The 26,656-nt window shown below is 40.6% G+C and carries 30 protein-coding genes and 1 tRNA gene; 26 read left to right on the plus strand and 5 right to left on the minus strand.

Features of this window, described 5'->3' with window-relative positions; genetic code table 11:
- Positions 1-13: 13 nt before the first annotated feature.
- From rpsP to ACMAZF_RS07315, 12 genes are all read left to right on the plus strand, one after another.
- Positions 14-262 carry a 30S ribosomal protein S16 gene (rpsP, locus tag ACMAZF_RS07260; RefSeq protein ID WP_435276731.1) on the plus strand — a complete coding sequence of 83 codons (249 nt, stop codon included), beginning with the start codon at positions 14-16 and terminating at the stop codon, positions 260-262.
- A 9-nt stretch (positions 263-271) separates the two neighbouring features.
- Positions 272-802: a ribosome maturation factor RimM gene (gene rimM, locus ACMAZF_RS07265; protein WP_435276732.1), complete on the plus strand. Its 531-nt coding sequence runs from the start codon at positions 272-274 to the stop codon at positions 800-802.
- Positions 803-819: 17 nt separating this feature from the next.
- The gene (trmD, locus tag ACMAZF_RS07270; RefSeq protein WP_435276733.1) at positions 820-1,560 is read left to right on the plus strand and encodes a tRNA (guanosine(37)-N1)-methyltransferase TrmD; all 741 of its coding nucleotides are present in this window, start codon (positions 820-822) and stop codon (positions 1,558-1,560) included.
- 33 nt (positions 1,561-1,593) lie between these two features.
- Positions 1,594-1,950 carry a 50S ribosomal protein L19 gene (gene rplS / locus ACMAZF_RS07275; protein ID WP_435276734.1) on the plus strand — a complete coding sequence of 119 codons (357 nt, stop codon included), beginning with the start codon at positions 1,594-1,596 and terminating at the stop codon, positions 1,948-1,950.
- A gap of 734 nt (positions 1,951-2,684) precedes the next feature.
- Entirely contained in the window at positions 2,685-2,807 is a 123-nt protein-coding gene (locus tag ACMAZF_RS07280; protein ID WP_435276735.1) for a hypothetical protein, read from the plus strand.
- Between the two features lie 170 nt (positions 2,808-2,977).
- Entirely contained in the window at positions 2,978-4,165 is a 1,188-nt protein-coding gene (gene megL / locus ACMAZF_RS07285) for a methionine gamma-lyase (protein ID WP_435276736.1), read from the plus strand.
- 447 nt (positions 4,166-4,612) lie between these two features.
- Positions 4,613-4,753, plus strand: coding sequence for a DUF3149 domain-containing protein (locus ACMAZF_RS07290; protein ID WP_435276737.1), 141 nt, complete (start codon positions 4,613-4,615; stop codon positions 4,751-4,753).
- Between the two features lie 329 nt (positions 4,754-5,082).
- Complete coding sequence (gene phhA / locus ACMAZF_RS07295; RefSeq protein ID WP_435276738.1) at positions 5,083-5,877, plus strand: phenylalanine 4-monooxygenase; 795 nt, start codon at positions 5,083-5,085, stop codon at positions 5,875-5,877.
- Positions 5,878-5,919: 42 nt separating this feature from the next.
- Positions 5,920-6,258: a 4a-hydroxytetrahydrobiopterin dehydratase gene (locus tag ACMAZF_RS07300; RefSeq protein ID WP_435276739.1), complete on the plus strand. Its 339-nt coding sequence runs from the start codon at positions 5,920-5,922 to the stop codon at positions 6,256-6,258.
- A gap of 146 nt (positions 6,259-6,404) precedes the next feature.
- Complete coding sequence (gene greA / locus ACMAZF_RS07305; RefSeq protein ID WP_435276740.1) at positions 6,405-6,881, plus strand: transcription elongation factor GreA; 477 nt, start codon at positions 6,405-6,407, stop codon at positions 6,879-6,881.
- 47 nt (positions 6,882-6,928) lie between these two features.
- Positions 6,929-7,558, plus strand: a complete 630-nt coding sequence (locus ACMAZF_RS07310) for a transglutaminase-like domain-containing protein (RefSeq protein ID WP_435276741.1) — start codon at positions 6,929-6,931, stop codon at positions 7,556-7,558.
- A gap of 347 nt (positions 7,559-7,905) precedes the next feature.
- Complete coding sequence (locus ACMAZF_RS07315) at positions 7,906-8,106, plus strand: hypothetical protein (protein ID WP_435276742.1); 201 nt, start codon at positions 7,906-7,908, stop codon at positions 8,104-8,106.
- 37 nt (positions 8,107-8,143) lie between these two features.
- Here the strand turns inward: ACMAZF_RS07315 and yhbY are convergent, their stop codons facing one another.
- Positions 8,144-8,437, minus strand: a complete 294-nt coding sequence (gene yhbY, locus ACMAZF_RS07320) for a ribosome assembly RNA-binding protein YhbY (protein ID WP_435276743.1) — start codon at positions 8,435-8,437, stop codon at positions 8,144-8,146.
- 109 nt (positions 8,438-8,546) lie between these two features.
- Between yhbY and rlmE the strand changes: the two genes are divergently transcribed.
- From rlmE to truB, 13 genes are all read left to right on the plus strand, one after another.
- Positions 8,547-9,179: a 23S rRNA (uridine(2552)-2'-O)-methyltransferase RlmE gene (rlmE, locus tag ACMAZF_RS07325; protein WP_435276744.1), complete on the plus strand. Its 633-nt coding sequence runs from the start codon at positions 8,547-8,549 to the stop codon at positions 9,177-9,179.
- 60 nt (positions 9,180-9,239) lie between these two features.
- Positions 9,240-11,165 carry an ATP-dependent zinc metalloprotease FtsH gene (gene ftsH / locus ACMAZF_RS07330; RefSeq protein ID WP_435276745.1) on the plus strand — a complete coding sequence of 642 codons (1,926 nt, stop codon included), beginning with the start codon at positions 9,240-9,242 and terminating at the stop codon, positions 11,163-11,165.
- Between the two features lie 76 nt (positions 11,166-11,241).
- Positions 11,242-12,075 (plus strand): dihydropteroate synthase, encoded by an 834-nt coding sequence (gene folP / locus ACMAZF_RS07335; RefSeq protein WP_435276746.1) that lies wholly within the window; start codon positions 11,242-11,244, stop codon positions 12,073-12,075.
- Between the two features lie 20 nt (positions 12,076-12,095).
- Positions 12,096-13,436 carry a phosphoglucosamine mutase gene (glmM, locus tag ACMAZF_RS07340; RefSeq protein WP_435276747.1) on the plus strand — a complete coding sequence of 447 codons (1,341 nt, stop codon included), beginning with the start codon at positions 12,096-12,098 and terminating at the stop codon, positions 13,434-13,436.
- A gap of 143 nt (positions 13,437-13,579) precedes the next feature.
- Positions 13,580-14,347 (plus strand): triose-phosphate isomerase, encoded by a 768-nt coding sequence (tpiA, locus tag ACMAZF_RS07345; protein ID WP_435276748.1) that lies wholly within the window; start codon positions 13,580-13,582, stop codon positions 14,345-14,347.
- Positions 14,347-14,688 carry a preprotein translocase subunit SecG gene (secG, locus tag ACMAZF_RS07350; RefSeq protein ID WP_435276749.1) on the plus strand — a complete coding sequence of 114 codons (342 nt, stop codon included), beginning with the start codon at positions 14,347-14,349 and terminating at the stop codon, positions 14,686-14,688. The genes tpiA and secG overlap by 1 nt, the downstream gene beginning before the upstream one ends.
- A 10-nt stretch (positions 14,689-14,698) precedes the next feature.
- Positions 14,699-14,785: transfer RNA gene (locus ACMAZF_RS07355), tRNA-Leu, on the plus strand.
- Positions 14,786-14,944: 159 nt separating this feature from the next.
- On the plus strand, positions 14,945-16,624 hold the full coding sequence (locus ACMAZF_RS07360) for a methyl-accepting chemotaxis protein (RefSeq protein ID WP_435276750.1): 1,680 nt from the start codon (positions 14,945-14,947) through the stop codon (positions 16,622-16,624).
- A 369-nt stretch (positions 16,625-16,993) separates the two neighbouring features.
- Positions 16,994-17,449, plus strand: a complete 456-nt coding sequence (gene rimP, locus ACMAZF_RS07365) for a ribosome maturation factor RimP (protein WP_435276751.1) — start codon at positions 16,994-16,996, stop codon at positions 17,447-17,449.
- A gap of 26 nt (positions 17,450-17,475) precedes the next feature.
- Complete coding sequence (nusA, locus tag ACMAZF_RS07370; protein WP_435276752.1) at positions 17,476-18,972, plus strand: transcription termination factor NusA; 1,497 nt, start codon at positions 17,476-17,478, stop codon at positions 18,970-18,972.
- A 77-nt stretch (positions 18,973-19,049) separates the two neighbouring features.
- Positions 19,050-21,713, plus strand: coding sequence for a translation initiation factor IF-2 (infB, locus tag ACMAZF_RS07375; protein ID WP_435276753.1), 2,664 nt, complete (start codon positions 19,050-19,052; stop codon positions 21,711-21,713).
- A gap of 92 nt (positions 21,714-21,805) precedes the next feature.
- Positions 21,806-22,210, plus strand: coding sequence for a 30S ribosome-binding factor RbfA (rbfA, locus tag ACMAZF_RS07380; protein ID WP_435276754.1), 405 nt, complete (start codon positions 21,806-21,808; stop codon positions 22,208-22,210).
- Entirely contained in the window at positions 22,210-23,145 is a 936-nt protein-coding gene (truB, locus tag ACMAZF_RS07385; RefSeq protein WP_435276755.1) for a tRNA pseudouridine(55) synthase TruB, read from the plus strand. The genes rbfA and truB overlap by 1 nt, the downstream gene beginning before the upstream one ends.
- Before the next feature lie 63 nt (positions 23,146-23,208).
- Here the strand turns inward: truB and ACMAZF_RS07390 are convergent, their stop codons facing one another.
- The 4 genes from ACMAZF_RS07390 to ACMAZF_RS07405 form a co-directional block, all read right to left on the minus strand.
- Positions 23,209-23,553, minus strand: a complete 345-nt coding sequence (locus ACMAZF_RS07390) for a LytR/AlgR family response regulator transcription factor (protein WP_435277201.1) — start codon at positions 23,551-23,553, stop codon at positions 23,209-23,211.
- A gap of 127 nt (positions 23,554-23,680) precedes the next feature.
- Positions 23,681-23,860 carry a hypothetical protein gene (locus tag ACMAZF_RS07395; RefSeq protein WP_435276756.1) on the minus strand — a complete coding sequence of 60 codons (180 nt, stop codon included), beginning with the start codon at positions 23,858-23,860 and terminating at the stop codon, positions 23,681-23,683.
- Positions 23,853-24,506 carry a sensor histidine kinase gene (locus tag ACMAZF_RS07400; protein WP_435276757.1) on the minus strand — a complete coding sequence of 218 codons (654 nt, stop codon included), beginning with the start codon at positions 24,504-24,506 and terminating at the stop codon, positions 23,853-23,855. Before ACMAZF_RS07400 ends, ACMAZF_RS07395 begins: the two co-directional genes overlap by 8 nt.
- On the minus strand, positions 24,482-25,225 hold the full coding sequence (locus ACMAZF_RS07405; protein WP_435276758.1) for a hypothetical protein: 744 nt from the start codon (positions 25,223-25,225) through the stop codon (positions 24,482-24,484). Before ACMAZF_RS07405 ends, ACMAZF_RS07400 begins: the two co-directional genes overlap by 25 nt.
- A gap of 322 nt (positions 25,226-25,547) precedes the next feature.
- On the opposite strand from ACMAZF_RS07405, the gene ACMAZF_RS07410 reads away from it, so the two are divergent.
- Complete coding sequence (locus tag ACMAZF_RS07410) at positions 25,548-26,651, plus strand: WD40 repeat domain-containing protein (protein ID WP_435276759.1); 1,104 nt, start codon at positions 25,548-25,550, stop codon at positions 26,649-26,651.
- Positions 26,652-26,656: the final 5 nt, after the last annotated feature.

Raw genomic sequence — 26,656 nt, forward strand, 5'->3', positions numbered from 1 at the left:
GGAATATTTACCTATGGTAACCATTCGTTTGACACGTGGTGGCGCTAAGAAGCGTCCTTTCTACCAGGTAGTAGTAGCTGACAGCCGTTGCGCTCGTGACGGTCGTTACATTGAGAAAGTTGGTTTCTTTAACCCATTAGCACGTGGCCAAGAAGAGACTTTACGTCTTGATCTTGACCGTATTGCACACTGGGTTGGCCAAGGCGCTCAAGCTTCAGACCGTGTAGCAAAATTAATTAAAGACGCTCAAAAAGCGGCTTAAGGGTAACTAGTGAGTAATCAAACCGACAATGTATTACTAGGTTGCGTAGGCGCACCCTATGGTATTAAAGGTTGGGTGAAAATTACTACCTATACTGAAACACCAGAGAACATTTTTAATTACTCGCCGTGGCAGTTATCTGCAGGCGGTAAAGTAACAACAGTAGAAGTAGCGCAATGGCGCACACATGGCAAAGGTGTTGTAGCACGCTTTACCGATATTGAAGACCGTGATGACGCAGCGCGTTTAACTGGTAGTGAAATTTTGGTAAAAGAAGAGCAGCTAGAAGAACTTGGCGATGATGACTTTTATTGGCGTGAGCTTATCGGCATGGAAGTTAAGAACACTAAAGGTTACCATTTTGGGCATGTAGATGCGCTAATGGAAACTGGTTCTAACGACGTGTTGCAAGTAAAAGCAAATGCTCGCGACGGTTTTGGTAAAAAAGAAAGATTAATCCCTTTAGTAGACGGTGACGTAGTTAAGAATATTGATCGCGAAAATCGTTTAATTGAAGTGGACTGGGAACCTGACTTCTAACTTGGTGGGACAATAATATGTGGATAGGCGTTGTTACGTTATTTCCTGACATGTTTAAAGCCATTACCGAGCAAGGAGTTTCAGGTCGAGCTGTTAAAAACGGCTTAATACAAGTGCAATGTTGGAATCCTCGAGATTTCACCCATGATAAACATCGCACCGTTGATGATCGTCCTTATGGCGGTGGTCCGGGGATGTTAATGATGGTTCAACCATTGCGCGACGCTATCTTGGCAGCGAAAGCTGCTGCTGGTGGCGATGCTAAAGTTATCTATTTATCACCTCAGGGACGTCGTTTAGACCAGCCTGGCGTAGAAGAACTAAGTACTAATGATAAGTTAATTCTTATTTGCGGACGTTATGAAGGAATAGATGAACGGATTATTCAGTCACTTGTTGACGAAGAATGGTCTATTGGCGATTACGTATTAAGTGGTGGTGAACTACCAGCGATGACGCTCATTGATGCGGTATCAAGGTTAGTTCCTGGTGTATTAGGTAAAATGGCCTCTGCTGAACAAGATTCGTTTAGTGAAGGTTTATTAGATTGCCCACATTACACCAGACCTGAATGTTTAGACGGTGAGTCAGTACCTTCAGTATTACTAAGTGGTAATCATGAAAACATTAAGCGTTGGCGCGCTGAGCAATCGTTAATTCGAACGTTCATCCGTCGACCCGATTTAATCAAAAACCTAGCTCTGACTGACCAGCAAGAGAATATCCTTGCAAACTTTGTTGAATCCAACAAAGGTTAGAAGAGTACAGTTTATTCTAGGAATGAGAAAGATATGAAAAATCCAATTATTCAAGCTATCGAAGATGCACAGTTAAAAACTGATCTTCCAAGCTTTGCACCTGGCGACACAGTTGTTGTTCAGGTTCGCGTAGTAGAAGGCGAGCGTACTCGTCTTCAAGCATACGAAGGTGTTGTACTAGCCGTTCGTAACCGTGGTCTACATTCAGCATTCACAGTTCGTAAGATCTCTAACGGTGAAGGTGTTGAGCGTGTTTTCCAAACTCACAGCCCATTAGTTGATAGCATCGAAGTTAAGCGTCGCGGTCTTGTACGTCAAGCGAAACTTTACTACTTACGCGAGCTATCAGGTCGTGCTGCACGTATCAAAGAGAAATTGGCTAAGCGATAAGCAACCACTTTCTCTCCAGATTAGAAAAGCAATCGAAAAGCCCGTCACGAAAGTGATGGGCTTTTTGACGTTTAGCGCTAAGTAAAATATTTATGAGTGATATATTGAACACCAATGCACAACGAAACTTTACACTTTAAGTTACGCGAGCTATCAGGTCGTGCTGCACCCAGTAATAACAAAAAGCAAAGAGAAATTGGCTAAGCGATAAGCAACCACTTTCTCTCCAGATTAGAAAAGCAATCGAAAAGCCCGTCACGAAAGTGATGGGCTTTTTGACGTTTAGCGCTAAGTAAAATATTTATGAGTGATAGATTGAACACCAATGCACAACGAAACTTTACACTTTAAGTTACGCGAGCTATCAGGTCGTGCTGCACGTATCAAAGAGAAATTGGCTAAGCGATAAGCAACCACTTTCTCTCCAGATTAGAAAAGCAATCGAAAAGCCCGTCACGAAAGTGATGGGCTTTTTGACGTTTAGCGCTAAGTAAAATATTTATGAGTGATATCTTGAACACCAATGCACAACGAAACTTTACACTTTAAGTTACGCGAGCTATCAGATCGTGCTGCACCCAGTAATAACAAAAAGCAAAGAGAAATTGGCTAAGCGATAAGCAACCACTTTCTCTCCAGATTAGAAAAGCAATCGAAAAGCCCGTCACGAAAGTGATGGGCTTTTTGACGTTTAGCGCTAAGTAAAATATTTATGAGTGATATATTGAACACCAATGCACAACGAAACTTTACACTTTAAGTTACGCGAGCTATCAGGTCGTGCTGCACCCAGTAATAATAAAAAGCCTGACATGAAAATGTCGGGCTTTTTGACGTTTAAAGCTAAGTTGTTATAAACACATTCTGTATAAGTCAGGCATATTGGCTTTGATTTGGATAATTTGACGGTGATGTAAATAAAAGGTTACATCAGTTTGATATGTTGAATATCGCTAAATGATTGTGCTTTATCCTAAGAATAACTAAGTTATTACAAATAATAATAATTTAAAGAAGAGTATTCTTGATGGACAAGTCTTTGCATTTCAACACCCAGCTCGTTCACGCCGGTGATAATCCTGATTCTCAGTATGGCGCACTATCTACGCCACTTTATCAAACATCGACCTTTGCATTTGATAGTTGTGACCAAGGTGGTAAACGCTTTGCAGGTGAAGAAGAAGGGTATATCTATACGCGATTAGCTAACCCAACTGTTAATCAGCTGGAACAACGTATGGCTGTATTGGAAGGGATGGAAGCTGCGGCAGCAACGTCAACAGGAATGGCAGCCGTTTCCGGTGTTCTATTAGCCATGCTATCTAGTGGTGATCATCTTATTGCATCCAATGCGGTTTATGGCTGTACGTTTGCACTGCTCAATGAACAATTTCCACGTTATGGCATTGAGGTGACTTTTGTTGATATGGAAGATCATGATGCGATAGAGGCTGCTCGTAAAACAAATACAAAAGTCGTTTTCTTAGAAACACCAGTCAATCCCAATCTGGCGGTTTATGATCTTGAGTTCATTGGCCGTTTTGCCAAACAACATGGCATATTATCTGTTGTAGATAACACATTTTTAACGCCTTATTTACAGCGTCCAAAAGATTTTGACATTGATATTGTCTTACATAGCGCTACTAAGTATCTCAATGGTCATGGTGATGTTGTTGCTGGTGTTATTTGTGGAAGCAATGAACACATTGCGCAAATTAAACATACAACGCTTAAAGATATTGGCGGCACTATGTCGCCATTTGATGCGTGGTTAATTATACGTGGTTTAAAGACCCTTGCGGTGAGAATGGAGCGTCATTGTGAAAACGCTGAGCAAGTAGCCCAATGGCTTGAATCGCAATCCTGCGTTAAAAAGGTTTATTACCCAAGCTTAGCCTCGCATGCTGGACATCGTTTTATTGGCAAGCAAATGAAGGGGGCTGGGGGCGTGATTGCATTTGAATTAGACGGCAATTTAGAGCATGCAAAAGCGTTTGCTGATTCACTTTCTTTGTTTAAAATCGCTGTGAGTTTGGGAGATGCAGAATCATTAATTCAACACCCTGCGTCGATGACACACTCATCATATTCTCCTGAAGCAAGAGTCGAAGCGGGTATTTCAGATAATTTATTACGTATTTCTGTTGGACTGGAGCAAGTAGAAGATCTAATAAATGATCTAGATCAGGCAATGATTCAAATAAAAACTTAGCAAATACTAGGGTCTGTTGATCTTTGTGGTTCAAATTTTGTTCAATCTAAAAGGATTTTGGGCACATGTTCATTGTTCCAGACTGAACATAAGCACCCACATCCTTGTGGGCGAGGCATGAGGATTGATGCTGGGTTTACCCCAGTGAATGACGAATAACGCCGCACAAAATACTTTTAGGTGAATCCTACGGACAGCATTTGTTTGTTATTTCTACGGCGTTATCGCCTATTCGTGTATTGCTACAGGGATGTAGCTCATTAGGATAATGCAGGAGCTATTATCGAGCCAGCTACACCACATAGGCTCTGCCTTGTAGAAACCCCAAACAAATTGCTGCAAAAATGAACTCAAAAGATCAACAGACCCTAATATTGATCTTAATCAGCTTTTGTTGTGTGTAATTCAATAAAATATAACCAATTATAAAACTTCAGGAGAGTGATTATGGATTGGTTAGAATTTATTATGAATAATGATGCTGCCGTGGGATCAATTATCGGTTTAGTTATATTATTTGGTATTGCAGCTTATATGGCTTATTACTTTATCAGCAATATTGTCAATGCAGACCCTGAATCAAAATAAGCAATATAATACCATTAATTGCATTAAATATTTGCCCACTTGTACTTGTTAAAATTAACTAAAATGGCGTTGCTCTCAATCCTAATAGCCAGCTATTAGTCAATCGAGCGCATTGTTTTAGCTGATTTTCTCTACGCACAACAAGATCACTTACTTAATGCAATTGGTATAAGCCAGTGCAATTAGCACTGGCTTTATTTTTGTGCCTATCTGCAACTGTATTGATGTCATTACAACTTTACAGTGACTTTTTGGTGTGAATTATTGGACTGTCTTTACAACTTTATGATTTATTTAACCTACCGATTGAATAAACAAAGGTTGTCACAGTGGTTAAAACAACAAAATATAAAGCAAAGCTGCCTAATGACGATGGCTCGATTGATTATACTGCTCAAGAAAATGATATCTGGGGTCAGTTAATTACACGCCAATTAGACTGGATTGAAGAAACCGCATGTCAGGAGTTTCTTGATGGATTAAAACTTCTTGATCTGCCGCTTGATCGCGTTCCACAACTCAGTGAAATAGACGAAGTTCTTCAACAAGCAACCGGATGGTCTACTGAACCTGTTCCTGCGCTTATTGGGTTTGAGCAGTTTTTTCGTTTATTGTCCGAAAAGAAATTCCCTGTTGCCACATTTATCCGTACACAAGAAGAGTTAGACTATCTTCAAGAACCCGATATTTTTCATGAAATATTTGGGCATTGTGCGATGCTGACCAATGAACATTTCGCTAACTTTACTCAACACTACGGAAAGCTAGGCTTAGCAGCGAACAAAGAAGAGCGGGTTTATTTGGCACGCTTATACTGGTTTACAGTTGAGTTTGGTCTAGTACGTAGCCATGACGGTTTGCGCATCATTGGTGGCGGGATCTTGTCATCACCTGGTGAAACTAATTATGTTTATCATAAAACGGCTGAGATTACGGCATTAGACCCTTTAAAGGTGTTTAGAACACCTTATCGTATTGATATTATGCAACCACAATATTACGTGATTGAAAACCTCGCTCATTTAACAGATTTAACAAAGCTAGATTTAATGGCCATTGTTAAAGACGCAATGAAACTGGGCTTGTTACCACCAAAATTTGAACCTAAGAAAAGTACTGCTTAGGTAATCACTGAAAATTAGCACTAATTAAAAGAAGGTAAAACGATGAAATTAAGTGAATCACAATGTGAAGCGTGCCAAGCAGACGCACCTAAAGTATCTGATGAAGAGCTAGCGCAATTAGTCAAAATGATCCCTGATTGGACACCAATTGTCGTCGATGGTGTTATGCAATTAGAGCGTGTTTTTAAATTTAAAAACTTCAAGCTTGCACTGGCATTTACCAATGAGTTGGGCGCACTGGCCGAAGAAGAGTTCCATCACCCTGGCATTTTAACTGAATGGGGCAAAGTGACGGTTACTTGGTGGAGTCATTCAATTGGTGGCTTACATAAAAATGACTTTATTATGGCTGCGAAAACTGACGAACTAATTAGTCAGTAAGCGATATACCCAACTCGCTTGGGGATATTAGCAATTAAACTAAAGGCAACCTTTGATGGTTGCCTTTGTGTTTTTGCTCCTCTAGAATAGCGCTAATTATTAAGTGTCATCGAATTATGATGGCCAAGCTATTGTAAAGAGACATTATGAGTTTAGTACCAATGACAGAGCGCGGCGCTGTTGCGCTTCGCGAAGAATTAGAACATTTGAAAACAGTATTACGTCCACGCATCGTTAACGATATTGCTGAAGCACGTGAACACGGCGATTTAAAAGAAAATGCCGAATATCACGCTGCGCGTGAAGAACAAGGCTTTTGTGAAGGACGCATTCAAGAGATTGAAGGTAAATTATCAAACGCTCAAGTTATCGATGTTACTAAAATGCCAAATACAGGGCGCGTGATTTTTGGTTCAACAGTGACTGCACTTGATCTAAACACAGACGATGAAGTGACTTATCATATCGTTGGCGAAGATGAAGCGGATATCAAAAATAATCGTATTTCAGTCAGTTCACCAATTGCACGTGCTTTTATTGGTAAATCTTTAGATGATGAAGTTCAAGTTGAGACCCCTGGTGGTCTAAAAGAATTTGAAATTACTCAAGTCGATTACGTTTAATGAAAATGGCATTTCAGAACGTCTGAAATGCCAAATTCCATTGTGTTATGAAAACAATAGATGTAAATTGCCCCCTGCTTTATCTTTCATCTACTTCATTTTTAAATTTCGAGCACCCTGATGTTTGCCGATTTATCGAAACTCACCGTGGTGAGGGGACATTATTCGAACAAGCGATCAATTTATATTACGCAGTACGAGATAACATTTCGTACAACCCACATCACATCGACCTAACCCAACAAGGACTGAGTGCTAGTAACTGTATTGCGTCGCGTCGTGGATGGTGCGTCAATAAAGCAGTCGTCTATGCTGCTTGTTGCCGCGCTATAGGAGTACCTGCCGTCTTAGGCTATGCTGATGTTAAAAATCACATTACGACGCCAAAGCTGCGAGAAAAAATGGGCAGTGATATATTTTACTGGCATAGCTATGCGATGATTTATTTAAATGGTCATTGGGTTAAGGCTACTCCAGCATTTAATAAACGTTTGTGTACAAAGTTTGGAATTATAGCTGCTGAGTTCAATGGTATTGATGATTCAATTTTCCTGCCGTTTAATAAAGCAGGGGACAAACATATGGAATATTTACATGTTAGAGGGGAGTGGCCAGATTTGCCGCTTGACGATATATTGTCAACCTATCATTCCCAGTATCCTAATTTACTTGATTAGCAGTCCTAACTAGGGTCTGTTGATATTTTGAGGTCATTTTTACAGCAATTTGTTTGAGGTTTCTACAAGGCAGAGCCTATGTGGTGTAGCTGGCTCGATAATAGCTCCTGCATTATCCTAATGAGCTACATCCCTGTAGCAATACACGAATAGGCGAAAACGCCGTAGAAATAACAAACAAATGCTGTCCGTAGGATTCACCTAAAAGTATTTTGTGCCGCGTTATTCGTCATTCACTGGGGTAAACCCAGCATCAATCCTCATGCCTCGCCCACAGGGATGTGGGTGCTTATGCTCAGTCAGGAACAATGAACATGTGCCCACAACCCTTTTAGATTGAACAAAATTTGAACCACAAAGATCAACAGACCCTAGTAAGAAAAAGTTTCTTAAAGCAAGTGGTGAATAAAAAGCTTGATATAATGGATGCTACAGGGAAGAAAATTAGATGGTTGCAGTATTTATTAGAAGAGCAACAATTAGATTACGTTTTTCTGAAGGGAGGCGTTTGGAGTTATTATCAAGATAAAGCCGCGATTAAACATTAGTTGGTACATTACTTAACAATGTACCAACATTGGCAATCTACCTTGGAAGGACGATTGTTGGCTCATCGTTTTGTTTATAGATAACTAAAACATGGCCAATAGTTTGAACCTTAACAGACTCAGTCTCACGAACAATTGCTTCAATAATCAGTTTTTTCATTTCGCGATCACTGGTAGCAACTTTAACTTTAATTAGCTCATGATGCGCAAGTGCGTTATCAATTTCAGCTAAAACACCTTCAGTTAAACCGTTTGCACCGAGCTGTACAACAGGTTTTAATGAATGGGCTAAGCCCTTGAGGTGTTGTTTTTGCTTGTTGGTTAAATTCATTAGTATAAATTTCACTATATTAGGGTTGAAAAGGCATATTTTACCCCCATAAAGTTTATAATACTATTACCTAAGTCCCAATAAGACTTAATAAGAGAATTTAAAATCAATGCACGAAAAGAAAACCCGTACCAAGAGTAGCAATCGTTGGATGGAAGAACATTTCAATGATCATTATGTACAAAAAGCTCAGAAATTAGGGTTACGTTCACGCGCCGTATTTAAACTTGAAGAAATTCAAAATAAAGACAAATTGATGAAACCCGGTATGACTGTAGTAGATTTAGGTGCTGCACCAGGTGGTTGGTCTCAATACGCAGCAAAACAAGTTGGTGACAAAGGGCAAGTGATTGCTTGTGATATTTTACCAATGGATGCATTGCCTGGCGTCGCTTTTTTACAAGGGGACTTTCGTGAAGAGAAAGTGCTTGAAGCGTTGTTAAGCCGTGTTGGTGACGAAAAAGTTGATGTAGTGCTTTCTGATATGGCCCCTAACTTTAGTGGTAACGCCGCGATTGACCAACCAAGTTCAATGTATCTCGTGGAATTAGCTCTAGATATGTGCCGTGAAGTGCTTGCGCCAAATGGCGCATTTGCCGTAAAAGTATTTATGGGTGAGGGATATGAAAACTATCTCAAAGAAATACGGTCTATGTTTAAGGTCGTACGTACCCGTAAACCAGATTCATCACGAGATCGTTCTCGCGAAGTCTATATAGTAGCGACAGGTTATAAAGTATAGTAACCTGTTACCAGTTCTCATTTTTTTAATTATTTTTAAGGGGTCATTACATTGAGTGATATGGCTAAAAATCTAATACTGTGGCTAGTGATTGCTGTAGTTTTAATGTCTGTTTTCAATGGCTTTAGTCCAGATAGCAGCAGTACAAATAAGCTGGAGTATTCGGCATTTGTTAAAGAAGTAGACCGTGGCAATATAGCTGATGTAACGGTAGACCAAAACAACAAAATCATCACGGGTAAACGTCGTGATGGCACTCAATTTACAACCGTTGTTCCTCTATACGATAAAGACATTCTTAATCAAATGATGTCAAAAGGCGTTGCTGTTCAAGCAAAAGCGCCTGAAGAATCGAGCATGTTGACGTCGATTTTCATTTCTTGGTTCCCAATGATCTTACTGATTGGTGTATGGATTTTCTTCATGCGTCAAATGCAAGGCGGCGGCGGTGGCAAAGGCGCCATGTCGTTTGGTAAGTCAAAAGCTAAATTAATGGGCGAAGATCAAGTCAACACGACATTTAGTGACGTTGCAGGTTGTGACGAAGCTAAAGAAGAAGTGACTGAACTTGTTGATTATTTACGTGAGCCAACTAAATTCCAAAAGTTAGGTGGACGTATTCCAACAGGTGTTTTATTAGTCGGTCCTCCAGGTACTGGTAAAACATTGTTAGCGAAAGCGATTGCAGGAGAAGCAAAAGTTCCATTCTTTACAATCTCGGGTTCTGACTTTGTTGAAATGTTTGTTGGTGTTGGTGCATCGCGTGTTCGTGACATGTTTGAACAAGCCAAGAAATCTGCGCCGTGTATTATTTTTATCGATGAAATCGATGCGGTAGGTCGTAAACGTGGCGCGGGTATGGGCGGTGGTAACGATGAGCGCGAACAAACATTAAACCAAATGTTAGTTGAAATGGATGGTTTTGAAGGTAATGAAGGTATTATCGTTATTGCTGCAACTAACCGTCCTGATGTATTAGATGATGCATTATTACGTCCAGGTCGTTTTGACCGCCAAGTAACGGTAGGTTTACCGGATATTCGTGGTCGCGAACAAATTCTAAATGTTCATATGCGTAAAGTGCCATTAGGTGATGACGTAAAAGCGAGTGTTATTGCTCGTGGTACACCTGGATTTTCAGGTGCAGATTTAGCTAACTTAGTGAATGAAGCAGCATTATTCGCAGCCCGCGGAGTTAAGCGTGTTGTCAATATGGAAGAGTTTGAAAAAGCGAAAGACAAGATCCTAATGGGCGCAGAACGTCGTTCAATGGTAATGGATGAAGCTGAGAAAGAAATGACGGCTTATCATGAAGCAGGCCATGCGATTGTTGGTCGCTTTGTGCCAGATCATGATCCTGTTTATAAAGTAAGTATTATCCCACGTGGCCGAGCGCTAGGTGTGACGATGTACTTACCTGAGCAAGATAGATTTAGTCAATCGAAGCAGCATTTAGAAAGTAATATTTCATCATTATACGGTGGCCGTATTGCTGAAGAAATTATTTACGGTAGCGACAAAGTGTCTACTGGTGCATCAAACGATATCGAACGTGCATCTGCTATCGCCCGTAAAATGGTGACGCAATGGGGACTTTCCGAAAAGATGGGACCATTACTATACATTGATGAAAATCATGACCCTTACTCACAACGTCCGACACAAATCTCTGATCAAACAGCGATCGATATTGATGTTGAAGTGAGAGACTTGATTAACCGTAATTACGAACGTGCTGAGAAAATACTGCGTGATAATATGGATATTTTGCATTCGATGAAAGATGCATTAATGAAATATGAAACCATTGATGCGGGACAAATTGATGATTTAATGGATCGTGTTAGTGTACGTGAACCAGCTGATTGGTCTAACAATGATTCATCAAACAATACGCCAACAGGCAGTACTGGTGATAAAACTGATTCGAAAGAAGAAGAACCATCAGTTGATTCAAGCAATCCATCTACTGATACATCGTCTTAATTGACGGTAGTTAATAAAGCCCCGACTGGGGCTTTTTTTATGACTAGAATTTAATAATGCCAGCCTGAGTAACAGCATGAAAATTAGTAACCAAAATAAAACCCTTGATTTAACGTATCCACAAGTGATGGGGATCTTAAATGTCACACCAGACTCATTTTCTGATGGCGGCCGATTTAATCACATTGATGCCGCGTTAAAACAAGCAAGAGCCATGATCAGAGACGGTGCTACGATTATCGATATTGGCGGTGAATCAACAAGGCCAGGCGCTGCTCAAGTTAGTGAAGAACAAGAAATCGCTCGTGTTATTCCAATCATAGAAGCTATTCGCCTCGAATCTGATGTATGGATATCGATTGATACCAGCAAACCACAAGTAATGAAGCGCGCAGTGGCCGCGGGCGCAGATCTAATCAATGATGTTCGTGCATTAACGGTAGACGGAGCACTTGACGTTGCTGCACAGGCTGGCGTTCCCGTGTGTATCATGCATATGCAAGGTCAACCGCAAGATATGCAAGATAATCCCCAATATTGCGACGTAATCGATGAAGTGGCTGATTTTTTAAACGAACGAATAGCGCAGTGTATCAAGGCGGGCATTAAACGAGAAAATATAGTCCTTGATCCAGGTTTTGGATTTGGAAAAACAATGGCTCATAACTTTCGTTTAATTAATCAATTTAATCGATTTTTGGATTTTAAACTACCTGTGCTCGCTGGATTGTCACGAAAAAGCATGTTTGATCATCTTTTAAGTTTAAAAGTTGATGAACGACTAGCATCTAGTCTAACTGGTGCGTTATTATGCGCTCAACAAGGGGCGCACATTTTACGTGTTCATGATGTAAAAGAAACGGCTGATATGCTTAAAATAATGAATACAGTGGCCAGCGCCACCCACTAAGAAAAAAGATAAGGAAGACTATGTCACAACGTAAATATTTTGGTACCGATGGTATCCGCGGTAAAGTAGGGGAAGGCAAGATCACCCCAGAATTCGCGATGAAACTGGGTTATGCCGCTGGGCGAGTATTCTCACAAGTTGGCACCAAAAAAGTAATCATTGGTAAAGATACCCGTATTTCCGGATACATGCTGGAATCTGCATTAGAAGCAGGTTTATCAGCAGCAGGCATTAATGTAGCACTCGTAGGGCCTATGCCTACGCCAGCAATTGCTTATCTTACCCGAACATTCCGTGCAGAAGCCGGTATTGTAATCAGTGCTTCTCATAATCCATATTACGATAACGGCATTAAATTTTTCTCAGCAAACGGCACTAAATTAGATGATGACTTAGAGCTCGCCATTGAAGCCGAGATTGACAAAGGCATGGGATGTGTTGAATCGGAACACCTTGGTAAAGCAAGTCGAATTAACGATGCCGCAGGTCGGTATATTGAATTTTGTAAAAGTAACTTCCCAAATAACCTGTCATTGGAAGGCCTAAAATTAGTGGTCGATTGTGCCCACGGCGCAACCTATCACATAGCGCCAGCAGTGTTTAGTGAACTAGGTGCTGAGGTTATCCCTATTGGTTGTAAACCAGATGGGTTAAATATTAATGACGGTTATGGCGCAACGGATCTCGGTAATTTGCAAAAAGCAGTTGTTGAACATAAAGCAGATATGGGTATCGCGTTAGATGGTGACGGTGACCGCCTAATGATGGTTGACGATGACGGTAGCGCATTAGATGGCGATGAAACGTTGTTTATTATTGTGCGTGAAGCGTTAAAACGTGGCGAATTAGGTGGCGGTGTTGTTGGCACTAAGATGAGCAACCTTGGATTAGAGCTTGCGCTAAGCGATCTAGGCGTACCATTTTTACGTGCCGATGTAGGTGACCGCCATGTTCTTGAAGGGTTAGCGGCAAACGACTGGAAAATTGGTGGCGAAAACTCGGGTCATATTATTTCACTCGATCACAACACTACAGGTGATGGTATTGTTGCGGCATTGTTAGTATTGCAAGCCGTTATTCAATCGGGATTATCAGTTAAAGCACTACGTAATGGTATGAAGTTACTGCCGCAAATACTTATTAATGTACGCTTTGGCGGTGATGAAAATCCACTCCAGAATAACGAAGTATTAGCGGCTGTTGAAAACGCTGAGTCAGCCCTTGGTGATCAAGGGCGCGTATTGTTAAGAAAGTCTGGAACAGAGCCTCTTATTCGCGTAATGGTTGAAGGTGTTGTTGAAAATGACGTGTTACAACACGCAAATGACATTAGTGATGTTGTTAAGCGCGTTTGCGCCTAATTTATTAAATTAAACAACGACTAATCACGGCGTTTGGGTTAAAAAAAAAGCGAACAACTGTAAAAGTTAAGTTTTTTAGCCTTGATACTTGTAACGCCGTGAAAGAATCGTTACTATCTCCTCCGCTTTTAAAGGGGACAAGAATGAGTCAATTAACACCGCTAATTGCTGGCAACTGGAAAATGAACGGGAACAAATCACTGATTAGTGAATTTACCCAAGTATTTAATTCGCAAGCAATAGATGGCATTGACGTTTTAATTTGTCCACCGAGTGTATACATTGAAAGTCTTTCGCAGCAAGTTATTAATAACAATAGCGTTATTAATGTTGGTGCACAAAATGTTAGCGAACAAATGTCAGGTGCTTTTACGGGAGAAATCTCAGTAGACATGCTTAATGAAGTTAATGCGACATTTGTGATTGTTGGACACTCAGAACGACGCGCTATTTTTGGAGAAACACCAGAATTAGTCGCTGAAAAATATAAAATGGCATTAGATAACAATATAACGCCAATTTTATGTTCTGGTGAAACAGATCAAGAACGCGAAGACGATAAAACATTTGATGTTATCGCTACAGATATTGATGCCGTTGTAAATCTAACGGGTATTGAATCTTTTAAAAATGGTGTAATTGCTTATGAACCAGTATGGGCAATTGGCACAGGTAAAAGCGCAACCCCTGAGCAGGCACAAGCTGTTCATCATTTTATTCGCAGTCATTTAGCGAAATATGATGCAGAAGTCGCTCAAGGAGTAAGAATATTGTATGGCGGTAGCGTCAATGAAAAAAACGCTGCTGAACTATTTAAGCAAAACGACATAAACGGCGCATTAGTTGGCGGTGCCAGCTTAGTTAGCGACAAGTTTATGACAATTTGCCAGAACGCACAGAGTAGCTTGTAATGTACGAAGTACTTATTGTAATTTATTTAATTGTTGCCTTAGCAATCATTGGTTTAGTATTGATTCAACAAGGTAAAGGTGCCGATATGGGCGCATCATTTGGTAGTGGTGCATCAGGCTCAGTTTTCGGTTCATCAGGCGCGGGTAGCTTCTTAACCCGTAGTACTGGTGTATTAGCAACGTTATTCTTCATCATCAGCTTATTTTTAGGCACATTGACAGCTGAACGTTCTAATAAAACAGACGAATTTGAAAATCTTGCTACTGAGCAAGTAGAGACTGCTAAACCGCCAGTTGCTGAAGAAAATCCAGCATCTGAAAATGGTTCAGTACCTCAATAATCACATATTTGCGGATGTGGTGGAATTGGTAGACACGCCAGCTTGAGGGGCTGGTGCTCGAAAGGGCGTGGGGGTTCAAGTCCCCCCATCCGCACCAAATTATAAAACCCGTTACTTTTTAGTAACGGGTTTTTTTATGTTTATTAATCAAGAGTGATTGCTATTAATAACTTCTTCTTATATGTTACTAACAAATAGAAATAAAGATTGATCTATATCAATTTAAATAATAGCAATGTGGAAAAGGAATTTCGTCATGACACCGAAATCGTCAACGTTAAATTTTAATATATTAATCCGTCTCGCCGCTGTCGCCGTTGTCGCTTGTGTCGGACTTGCCTTTATCTTAGTGACTACATTTCGCAGTGACACTATTGAACGCGTCGAACAATTAAGTAATGAGAATATTCAACGAACTGCCCAGATGTTTATGGTGTCTACTGTTAGATTTAATCAGGAATTTACGGCAGAAACCGATCCCGTTAAAAAGGCAGAAATACATCAAGACTGGATTAAAACCATTGAGGCAGTCGATTTAGCGGTTACGCATAAATTTGGCGACGATGTCGCTCAAATTCGTTTGTTCACGGATGAGTCAAAATTAAACTTAACCTCTTTTGGCAAAGATATCACGGCGACAAAAACATCCTTTGAGCGAAGCGTCATTGATAATTTCTCTCGTGGCGATCTCAACCCTATTATCACTCAAGACAGTGACTTTTATAAAATCGCAGTTCCACTTATGAGTAATATGCACCCTGGTTGTGCGAATTGTCATAGCATCCCAGTGTCAGAAACAAAGGTGCTTGGTGGTTTGTCCGTTGTAACACCTATTGCTGCAAAAATGGCTGCGTCTAACGCATTAGCGATAAAATTAAGCTTAGCGACTTTTATCGTATTGTTGTTAGTAAGTGGATTTATTTACTTTTTCCTCTATAAAAATGTATCAAGCCCAATTAGCCGTTTAACACGTAATACGACATCGTTAGCGTCATCGTTAAAAGAAGGTACGCTAGATAATTGGCAAGCTCAAAGTGAAAAGTACGAAATTAATCAGTTATCAGGTGGCATTGCAACGCTTCATGATGCACTTGAGAACTTACTCAATGACGTTAGAAATCAAGCCGCCGATATAGAGCACCACTCTGCGACAACATCGAGTATTGCCAAAGAAGCTGAATCGAACATTTTCAGCCAGCAAGCTAACTTGGATGGTATTTCGCAAGCGGTCACTGATTTAATGAGCGTCAGTGAAGATGTTTCTCTACGTGCAAATCATACGGCATCAATTACTAGTGAAGTCGCTCAAGGAATTAATGACAGTGGTGCCAACATGCAACAAACGTTACAACAAATAAATGCATTAGCAGAAAATATCACACAAGCCAATGAAGTGGTTGGCCAATTGTCTGCACAAAGCGATAGTATTGGTGGTATCATTAGCACCATTGACGGCATTGCTGAACAAACAAATTTGTTAGCGTTAAACGCTGCTATTGAAGCGGCACGTGCTGGTGAACAAGGGCGTGGTTTCGCAGTGGTGGCAGATGAGGTGAGAACGCTGGCGCAACGCACTCAAGAAGCAACGAGTGAGATTAATGATTTGGTCAAAGGGCTTCAAGTTGGCGCGACACAAGCAAGCGAAGTCATGAATGAAAGTCGTGAGCAAGCAATGTTAACCGTTGATAATGCCCAGAGTGCGTCAACATTACTTAATAATGTGACAACTCAGGTTGAAACCATTAATGGTTTGAATTCAGATAACGCCACTGCAGCCACACAACAATCTTCAACCATTGGTCAGTTACGTGAAAATATTGATGAAATAACCGGTAAAAGCCATGCCATTTTGGAAGGTGCGCAAACGACCGTACTTCAGTCGCAACATTTAAGTGAGATTTCCTCTAAGTTGGGAAATTTAATAAAGATTCAATAACAACGACTAAATCAAACTTTAGTGAAATTACTCACTAAAGAACGGGGATTGTAGGTTGATATTTTATCCTTCAGGCGTATAATCTCCGCCATCTGCTTTATGTAGTGATTGGGTTAGATTCTTGAGCGGCTGTTCGAACTAACAAACACAACAACAATTACCTCATAAAGATAAAGTCCAATCATTGATTCACGTTGATTATTGGCTATCAAGGAAACTTGATATATAGGGTCCAGTGTTAAGCCCCGCTTTTTAGACGGGGTTTTTTATTACCTGTACGACATCAAGCAAGCTGATTGTTTGCTATTAAACTGGGCCAATAGGCCCTTTTTTTGTTTTTGAGTTTTGAAAAATATTTAGGAGTGAGTGTTGTCTACTATTGATAATCGCTTAACAGAAATGCTTGAACCTGCGGTAGAAGCTGCGGGTTATGAATTAATTGGTATCGAATATATCCGTGCGGGTAAGCATTCGATTTTACGTCTATTCATCGACCATGAAAATGGCATCGATGTTGATGCATGCGCTGAAGTTAGCCACCAGGCGAGCGCAGTATTAGATGTTGAAGACCCAATTACAACAGAATACAACTTAGAAGTATCTTCGCCTGGCTTAGATCGTCCTTTATTTAAGGCTAAGCATTACAGTGAACGTGTTGGAGAAACAGTATCGTTACAAACGGTAATGCCAACTGACGGTCGTCGTAAGTTTAAAGGTGAAATTGTTAGTGTTGACGGTGAAATGATTACATTAACTGTTGATGGACAAGAATATACGATTGCATTGGCTAATGTTAAAAAAGCTAATATCGTTCCGCAATTTTAAAAATTAGAAATAGAAGGACTGCAGAAATGAGCAAAGAGATATTGTTAGTTGCAGAGGCTGTGTCTAACGAAAAAGGCGTACCTCGCGAGAAAATTTTTGAAGCGCTAGAAATTGCACTAGCCAGTGCAACGAAAAAGAAAGCAGAAAAAGAAATTGAAGTTCGTGTTGATATTGACCGTAAAACTGGTGAATTTGATACCTACCGTCGTTGGTTAGTTGTTGCTGATGAAGAAATCGAAAACCCATTAGCAGAAATTACATTATCAGCTGCACAGTTTGATGATGAGAGCATGCAACTTGGTGATTTCATTGAAGACCAAATTGATTCAATCGAATTTGACCGTATTACAACGCAAACCGCTAAGCAAGTTATCGTACAAAAAGTACGTGAAGCTGAGCGTGAAATGGTTGTTGACGAATACCGCGATCAAGTTGGCGAGTTAGTTACTGGTGTTGTTAAGAAGAGCACACGTGATAGCGTAATCATCGATTTAGGTAATAACGCAGAAGCGATTATTTTTAAAGATGACCGTTTACCACGCGAATCATTCCGGCCAGGCGATCGCGTTCGTGGTTTACTTTACACCATCAAAGAAGACAACCGCGGTCCATCATTATGTGTAAGCCGTACTCATCCTGACATGTTAGTTGAGCTATTCCGCATTGAAGTGCCAGAAATTGGCGAGCAAATGCTAGATATCATGGGCGCTGCTCGTGATCCTGGTTCACGTGCAAAAATTGCTGTTAAGAGTAACGACAAGCGTATCGATCCTGTTGGTGCTTGTGTTGGTATGCGTGGTTCACGTGTACAAGCTGTTTCTGGTGAACTTGGTGGTGAGCGTGTTGACATCGTTTTGTGGGACGAAAACGTTGCACAGTTCGTTATTAATGCAATGGCGCCTGCTGAAGTTGTTAGTGTAATCGTCGATGAAGACGAAAACTCAATGGACTTAGCGGTTGAAGAAGACAACCTAGCGCAAGCAATTGGTCGTAATGGTCAAAACATTCGTTTAGCAAGCCAACTAACTGGTTGGAACCTAAATGTTATGACAGTTGCAGAGCTTAAAGAAAAGCATTCAGCTGAAGACAACAAGATTGTTGACGTATTTACTAAAGAGCTAGATATCGATTCAGATTTCGCTCAGGTATTGGTTGACGAAGGTTTCACTTCATTAGAAGAAATCGCTTACGTACCAGTCAATGAATTATTAGAAATTGATGGGTTTGATGAAGACCTAGTGAATGAATTGCGTGAACGCGCTAAAAACTCACTAACTACATCAGCATTAAAAGTTGAAGAATCATTAGATGGTGTTGAACCAGCTGACGATTTATTAGCCCTGGAAGGCTTAGAGCGTCATCTTGCATTTGTATTGGCAAGTAAAGGTGTTGTTACTTTAGAAGATTTAGCAGAGCAAGGCGTCGATGATTTAGAAGGCATCGAAGAATTAAGTGCTGAGCATGCAGGCGAGCTTATTATGGCTGCGCGTAACATTTGTTGGTTTAGCGACGAGCAAGAATAAGTATTACCAATATTAAGTGTGTAAGAGATTGATCTCACATTAGATAAAATTGGTATACGGCAAGGGGAATTATTACTATGTCAGAATTAACAGTCAAAAGCTTGGCTACAGAGATCGATGCACCGGTTGAACGTGTTATCGAACAACTAGCAGAAGCAGGGTTCAAGAAAAGCCCAAATGACAGCGTGTCATTAGAAGAAAAGCAAGCCTTACTTGAATTACTATCAGGTCAGCACGGCGGTGAAGCAACGCCAAAGAAAATGACTTTACAACGTAAAACGAAATCTACCTTAAAAGTAGGTTCTGGTGAAAAAGGTCGTACTGTTAACGTGGAAACACGTAAAAAGCGTACCTATGTTAAACGTGATCCAGCAGAGCTAGCTGAACAAGCAAAAGCTGAAGAAGAAGCACGTGCAGCTGAGCAAGCAAAAGCTGATGAAGAAGCACGTATCGCTCGTGAAGCCGCACAGCAAAAAGCCGCTGAAGAAAAAGCGAAACTTGAAGAAGCTAAGCGTATTGAAAAAGAAGCGGCTGATAAAGCTGCTGCTGAAGCTAAAGCACGCGCTGAAGCGGCTAAAGCTGAAGAAAATCCAGTTGAAGCGGCAAAAGCTGCTGAACTAGCTAAAGAAGAAGAAGCGCTAAAACAACGTCAAGCTGAATTATTAGCTGCAAACGTTAAAGCGGCTGCTGAACAAGAAGCTATCGCTGCTAAAAAACTTGCTGAAGAAAACGCAGCACGTTGGGCGTCAGAAGAAAAAGCACGTAAAGAAGCTGAGAAAAAAGCTGATTACCATACAACATCTTCTGAATATGCTCGTGAAGCTGAAGACAAGCAAGATTCTCAAGAAGAATCTCGCGGTCGTAAGAAGAAAGCGAAGAAAGGCAAAAAAGAAGCACCTAAGCCAGCACATCGCGGCCGTGGTAAAAAAGGTACATTAAGTGCACCGACTTCTATCAAGCAAAGCTTCGATAAATCTGCCGTTGTTGCTAAATCTGAAATTCGTATCAGTGAAACTATCTCAGTATCTGAATTGGCATCTAAAATGTCAGTTAAGGCAACTGAAGTCATCAAAAACTTAATGAAGATGGGCGTAATGGCGACCATTAACCAAGTGCTTGATCAAGAAACTGCTGAGCTTATCTGTGAAGAAATGGACTACAAAGTAGTACTAGTTCGTGAAAACGAATTAGAGCATTCAGTACTTGCAGAGCGTGGCGACCAAGGTGATATGAAGAGTCGTGCGCCAGTTGTTACTATCATGGGGCACGTTGATCACGGTAAAACATCATTACTTGATTACATCCGTAAAGCGAAAGTTGCTGCTGGCGAAGCCGGTGGTATCACGCAGCACATTGGTGCATATCACGTAGACGTTGATGGTTCGATGATCACGTTCTTAGATACTCCAGGACATGCCGCGTTTACCGCGATGCGTTCACGTGGTGCTAAAGCGACTGACGTTGTAATCATTGTTGTTGCTGCTGATGATGGCGTTATGCCACAGACTAAAGAAGCGGTTGAACATGCTAAAGCCGCTGGTGCACCAATCATTATTGCTGTAAACAAGATGGATAAAGAAGGCGCAGACCCAGATCGTGTTAAAAACGAACTGTCTGCACTAGACGTTATTCCTGAAGAGTGGGGCGGTGACGTTCAGTTCTGTCACGTTTCAGCTAAAGCTGGTACTGGTGTTGATGCATTATTAGAATCAATTCTAATGCAAGCAGAGTTACTTGAATTACGTGCAACCGACGAAGGTCATGCTGCTGGTGTTGTTATCGAATCTCGCCTTGATAAAGGTCGTGGTCCTGTTGCAACAGTATTGGTTCAAGAAGGTACACTAAACCACGGCGATATTATTCTGTGTGGATTAGAGTATGGCCGTGTTCGTGCGATGCGTGATGAAAATGGTCATGAAATTAGAACAGCTGGCCCAAGTATTCCTGTTGAAATTCTTGGTCTATCTGCTGTGCCTAAAGCGGGTGACGAAGCTACAGTGGTTTCTGACGAACGTAAAGCACGTGAAGTTGCACTTTACCGTCAAGGTAAATTCCGTGACCTTAAACTAGCACGTCAACAAAAAGCTAAGTTAGAAAACATGTTCTCTAACATGACTGCTGGCGAATGTTCTGAACTAAACGTTATCTTAAAAACTGACGTTGAGGGTTCATTAGCAGCGATTGCAGATTCACTAGAGAAATTATCTACTGAAGAAGTTAAAGTTAATATTATCAGCCGTGGTGTTGGTGGTATTACTGAAACTGACGCAACGCTTGCTGCTGCTTCTAATGCAATCATGCTTGGTTTCAACGTACGTGCTGATGCAACTGCACGTAAAGTTATTCAAAACGAAAACTTAGATATGCGTTACTACAGCATCATCTATGAATTGATTAACGAAATCAAATCAGCAATGAGTGGTTTACTTGCTCCTGAGTTCAAACAAGAAATCATTGGTCTTGCTCAAGTACGTGAAGTATTCCGTTCACCTAAGTTCGGTGCAATCGCTGGTTGTATGGTTACTGAAGGTATCGTTAAGCGTACTAACCCAATCCGCGTATTACGTGACAATGTTGTTATCTACGAAGGCGAATTAGAATCTCTACGTCGCTTTAAAGATGATGTACAAGAAGTACGTAATAATATGGAATGTGGTATCGGCGTTAAGAACTACAACGACGTTAAAGTTGGTGATCAAATCGAAGTATTTGAAATCATTGAGATAAAACGTTCACTATAACGTTATAAATTACGTTATTAATTAAGATGGGGGCCTTAGCCCCCATCTGTGTTTCTCAAACTTTAAAAAGAGAAGCACCATGAGGAGAAAATATGGCTAGAGAATTTAGTCGCAGTCGCCGTGTGGCGCAGCAAATACAAAAAGAGTTAGCTCAAATCGTATCACGTGAAGTGAAGGCGAATGAGCTTGGCATGATTACAATTAACGAAGTTGATCTATCAAGTGATTTATCTTACGCGAAAGTTTACTTTACGATTTTAAATGACGATGCTGAAAATATTAAATCAGCCATCACGCGTTTAAACGATCAAGCACCATTACTGCGTAGCATGATGGGCAGTGCAATGCGTTTGCGTATCGTACCAGAGCTGAAGTTTTACTATGACAAGTCATTAAGCGAAGGTATTCGAATGACGTCTTTAGTGAACCAAGCTGTTCGTAAAGATAAAGAAAATAACCCTGAACTTGACGCTGATAGCGAGTCAGAGGACAAGTAATGGCTCGTAAGCGTAAAGGACGTCCGTTGAACGGCGTATTGTTGTTAGATAAAGCAACAGGTCACAGTTCAAATGACATGCTACAAAAAGTTAAACGACTGTATGGCGCGCAAAAAGCTGGCCATACCGGTGCTTTAGATCCATTAGCAACGGGCATGTTACCCATTTGTCTAGGTGAAGCCACCAAGTTTTCACAATATTTACTTGAAAGTGACAAACGTTACCGCGTTATTGCAAAGCTCGGTGAACGTACTGACACATCAGATAGCGATGGTGAAGTAGTTGAGACGCGTGATGTCAATTTTAGCAACGAAACATTACTTGAAAAGCTTGAGTTTTTCCGCGGCAAGACTAAACAAGTTCCTTCAATGTTTTCAGCGTTAAAGCATCAGGGTAAGCCGCTGTATCACTATGCTCGTCAAGGTATAACCATTGAACGCGAAGCGCGTGATATTGAAGTGTTCGAGTTGTTATTCATTCGCCATGAAGGTGACGAGTTAGAGCTAGAGATTCATGTGAGTAAAGGCACCTACATTCGTACTATTATTGACGACTTAGGTGAAATGCTTGGTTGTGGTGCACATATTACTATGTTGCGTCGTCTTGAAGTCGCCACTTATCCGCAAGATAAAATGATTTCATTAACGAAGTTACAAGCGTTATTTGACCAAGCGACAGATGAAGACGTATCGCCTGCGGTCTATCTTGATCCTCTGCTATTGCCAATGGATAGTCCCGTTGACAACTTTCCCGTCGCGCATATCAGTGACGAGTTAAGTGTCAACGTGCTGCATGGCAATGCTGTGCCTATGGCTGGTTTTAGTGAGGGTGAGTTAGTACGCATGACCGTTGGTGACGCGGCACGCTTTATTGGCGTTGGCGTTATTGATAATCAAGGACGCGTACAACCTAAACGTTTAGTGGTTGAACACTAATACCTGTTTCAGTTAATTTAAGGCCTAGCAGTTGTCTGCTAGGCCTTTTTTATGCAATTCACGTTAACCAATTAATCGTGTTTTTACCGATGTTTTGAAGGTTTTACCAATAGGATGTAAGCGACCGCTATTGAGTAATAATGTTCTTGCTATTGGCGAGTCAGACTTTGCATTGCCTGCGTTGTTTTGGCGTAGTTGGATTTGATAAACCGCTTTATTTAATGCCTTTAAAAAACGCTCCTGTCGAAAGGGTTTAAGTAAATAATCACAAACCGACAATTCAAAACTCTCAAGGGCAAATTGTCGATGTGCTGACGTGATAATAACTTGCGGAATTGTTTCAAGGCTTTGCAATAGTTCGATTCCGCTGAACCGTGGCATGTTAATATCGAGAAACATTATATCAATCTCATTGTTATACCAATTGCATTAAGTAAGTGATCTTGTTGTGCGTAGAGCAAATCAGCTAAAACAAGGCGCTCGATTGACTAATCGCTGGCTATTAGGATTGAGAGCAACGCCATGTTAGTTAATTTTAACAAGTACAAGTGGGCAAATATTTAATGCAATTGGTATTATGCAATAAATCAATGGCTTGTGCAGCGTTATATCCTTGATGAATTGTGCTTACAAAGTTAACCTCAGCTAGGTAATCAATGACAATTTCGTGCGCTAAAGGCTCATCGTCGACGATTAACACGGACAGTTTATGCATTATTGCCCTCGCTGGAGGCTGTCGAGTCTAGATTTATTGTCAATTGTGCAACAAATGTTTGCGACATTTCGGATAATTCAAGTTGATAGCGCTGTGGGTAAATCAATTCCAGTCGCCTAATCAAATTAGAAAGACCAAGACCATAGGTTATCGGCGCATTTTCACTGCTATGTGATAGTGAATTTACACATCGAAACGCAAGCTGATTATTGGATAGTGCAATATCAATGGTCAGTTGTGCGTCATTATTGCTCAATTCCATTCCGTGCTTAAACGCATTCTCTATCAAAATGATTAATAGTAAAGGCGCTACAGGTGCTTGTTCATCGTCTAAGCGACTAGTTACATGAATATTACGATGGTCCGCGAGTCTAATGGATTGTAAGCCGATGTAGTCATTGATGTAATCGACTTCTTGGCTAATGGGTACCAATGGCTCTTGTGCTTGATAAACTACATAGTGCATTAATTCAGCTAATTGAAGAATAACCTCCGGCGTTTGATCTGATTTTTTTCGAGATAACGCATAAAGATTATTGAGAGTATTAAATAAAAAATGGGGATTGATTTGTTGTTTGAGTAATTGTAAATCAGTTTGAGTATTGTGCTGTTTCAGTCTTACTAGGGCATTACTTTTTGATGCCACTCTACTATCGTAATAATAGGAAGACTGATCACTAATACGGTCAAAAATACACGAGTATTTGCCCAGTCAAATGGATTAGCTTCAACGGCGGGGATAATAGGTTCTCCCATCGCGTTAATTGGAAGCAAAAGATAAAGACTCATTAGAATAGGTGTCAAAAGCACCGCCAAACTAATTGCAGCAGCCGAGTAAGGAATAAACCCGAACGGTTTCAGTATGCGCTTTATGAGCACATGGCGATTGAGCCTGTAAAATAGATAACCACACATAAATAATGTAAATAGCTGAGCGGTTAGACCAATAAATATTGGCCAATGTTGATAAACATTCGAAAAGTTAACCGACGATGGTACCGAATTACTTTTAGACCATAATGCAAGATCAGAAGTAATCAATAAGCCAAGATAGCAAGAAACCGCTGCTAGCAATGCGACAACTAGCGTATCCATACTTAGCGATTTTATGATTTGTAAAAAGCGGTTTTCCCCCTGAGAAAATCCACTCAGCAAAAAGAGCAGTTCAAAGAGTGCGCCAGCTGTTGATATAAGAAATGGAGCGCTAATTAATTGTTCCGTCCTCATGAATATTGCACAAGGATAGAATAAAAAAATCAGCAAGCCACTGCATTTCAACATCATTGTGATATTGAGGTGCACAGGCAATAGATTGTGAAGATGCTTAAAAAGATAGCAGGCAATGAAAGGATCAGTCCACCACATATTATAGAAAATTAATGTACGAGAATTCGTACCACTGATCGTCAGTTAATTGCCACAGACTCAAGCATAATGTAAATGCAAAAATTGGCAGGACATTGATGATTACGTGGATTATCGGCGATTTAACGTTAGTAGCTGTCATCACTTTATAGTCTCTATAACTCACTTAATTGTCACGAAAATAATGATAAAGGGGTAATTTAAGATGACCAACGGACATGAACTCGATTGGTCACGTGTTTTATATCGGTGGCCATTCTTACATATTATTTTAGAATATAAGTCCATAGCATGATGTTCATTCAACCAATGAGGAACAAACATGACTATTTTTTCTAAACACTTAATTGTCGCAACAGCCATGCCCACGCTATTAACTGGGTGTGATACCACACAAAGCTATGAACAACCATTGTCTATTAACGCGCCATGCTTAGTCCATAAAAATACATTTTGTATCGCAAAACCCCATCCAATAAAACCGCTTATTGCCAGCGCGAGTTATGATAAAACCGTCAAAATTTGGCAGCAAAACACAGGTGAGGTTATTCAAAAACTAGCTCATCCTGATGGCGTCCCCGCGTTAGCGTTTAGTCCTGATGGCAAATACTTAGTGACTGGAAGTTATGACAATGTTGTGCGTTTATGTGATCTTCAATCCGGTAGGTTAATAAGATCTTTGAACGGCCATACGCAAATCGTGTGGAGTACTTCATTTGCGCCTGATGGCAAGTCATTCGCTAGTGTTGGTGCTGACGATACTATTTGGTTGTGGAATTTTGACACAGGTAAAGGTAAAAAGCTGGGTCAACATGACGGCGACGCTTGGGGCGTAACTTACAGCCCAGATAGCAAATACGTACTTTCTTCAGGAGAGGACGATCTCATTAAAATATGGCAGATCAGTAATGGCAATTTAGTCAATACGCTCGATGCGCATACTGGCGCGGTACTAAATATAGTGTTTAGCCATGATGGTACAAAAATGGCCTCAGGTGGTGATGACTACACTATAAAGCTCTGGAACACCCAAAACTGGGACGTAACCTCGACATTCTCCGGTAATGTCTATTCAGTATATGGTTTGGCGTTTAGTCCCGATGACAAATTGTTAGTGAGCGGTGGACGAGATAAAGGGTTATTTGGGGAGTTTTTGCAATATCACTTTGATTATAAAAGTGACGAAAACTCAGTAACGATGCAGATGTGGGATTTAGAACAAAAGACGCTAGTAAAGCAATTTAATGGCCATTCCGACAACGTCAATAATATTGAATTTAGCCGCGATGGACAGTTTATTATCAGCTCAGGTGCTGATGGTAAGGTGATCTTTTGGGATGCTAAAAAATTAACACTATTAAAATTAATCAATTACGATAGAATGCACGTCACTTACATGGAAGAATTAAAGATGATATCCCGATGAAAAAC

The organism is Psychrobium sp. nBUS_13 (assembly GCF_051201665.1).
In the GTDB taxonomy this organism is placed as follows: Bacteria; Pseudomonadota; Gammaproteobacteria; order Enterobacterales; family Psychrobiaceae; genus Psychrobium.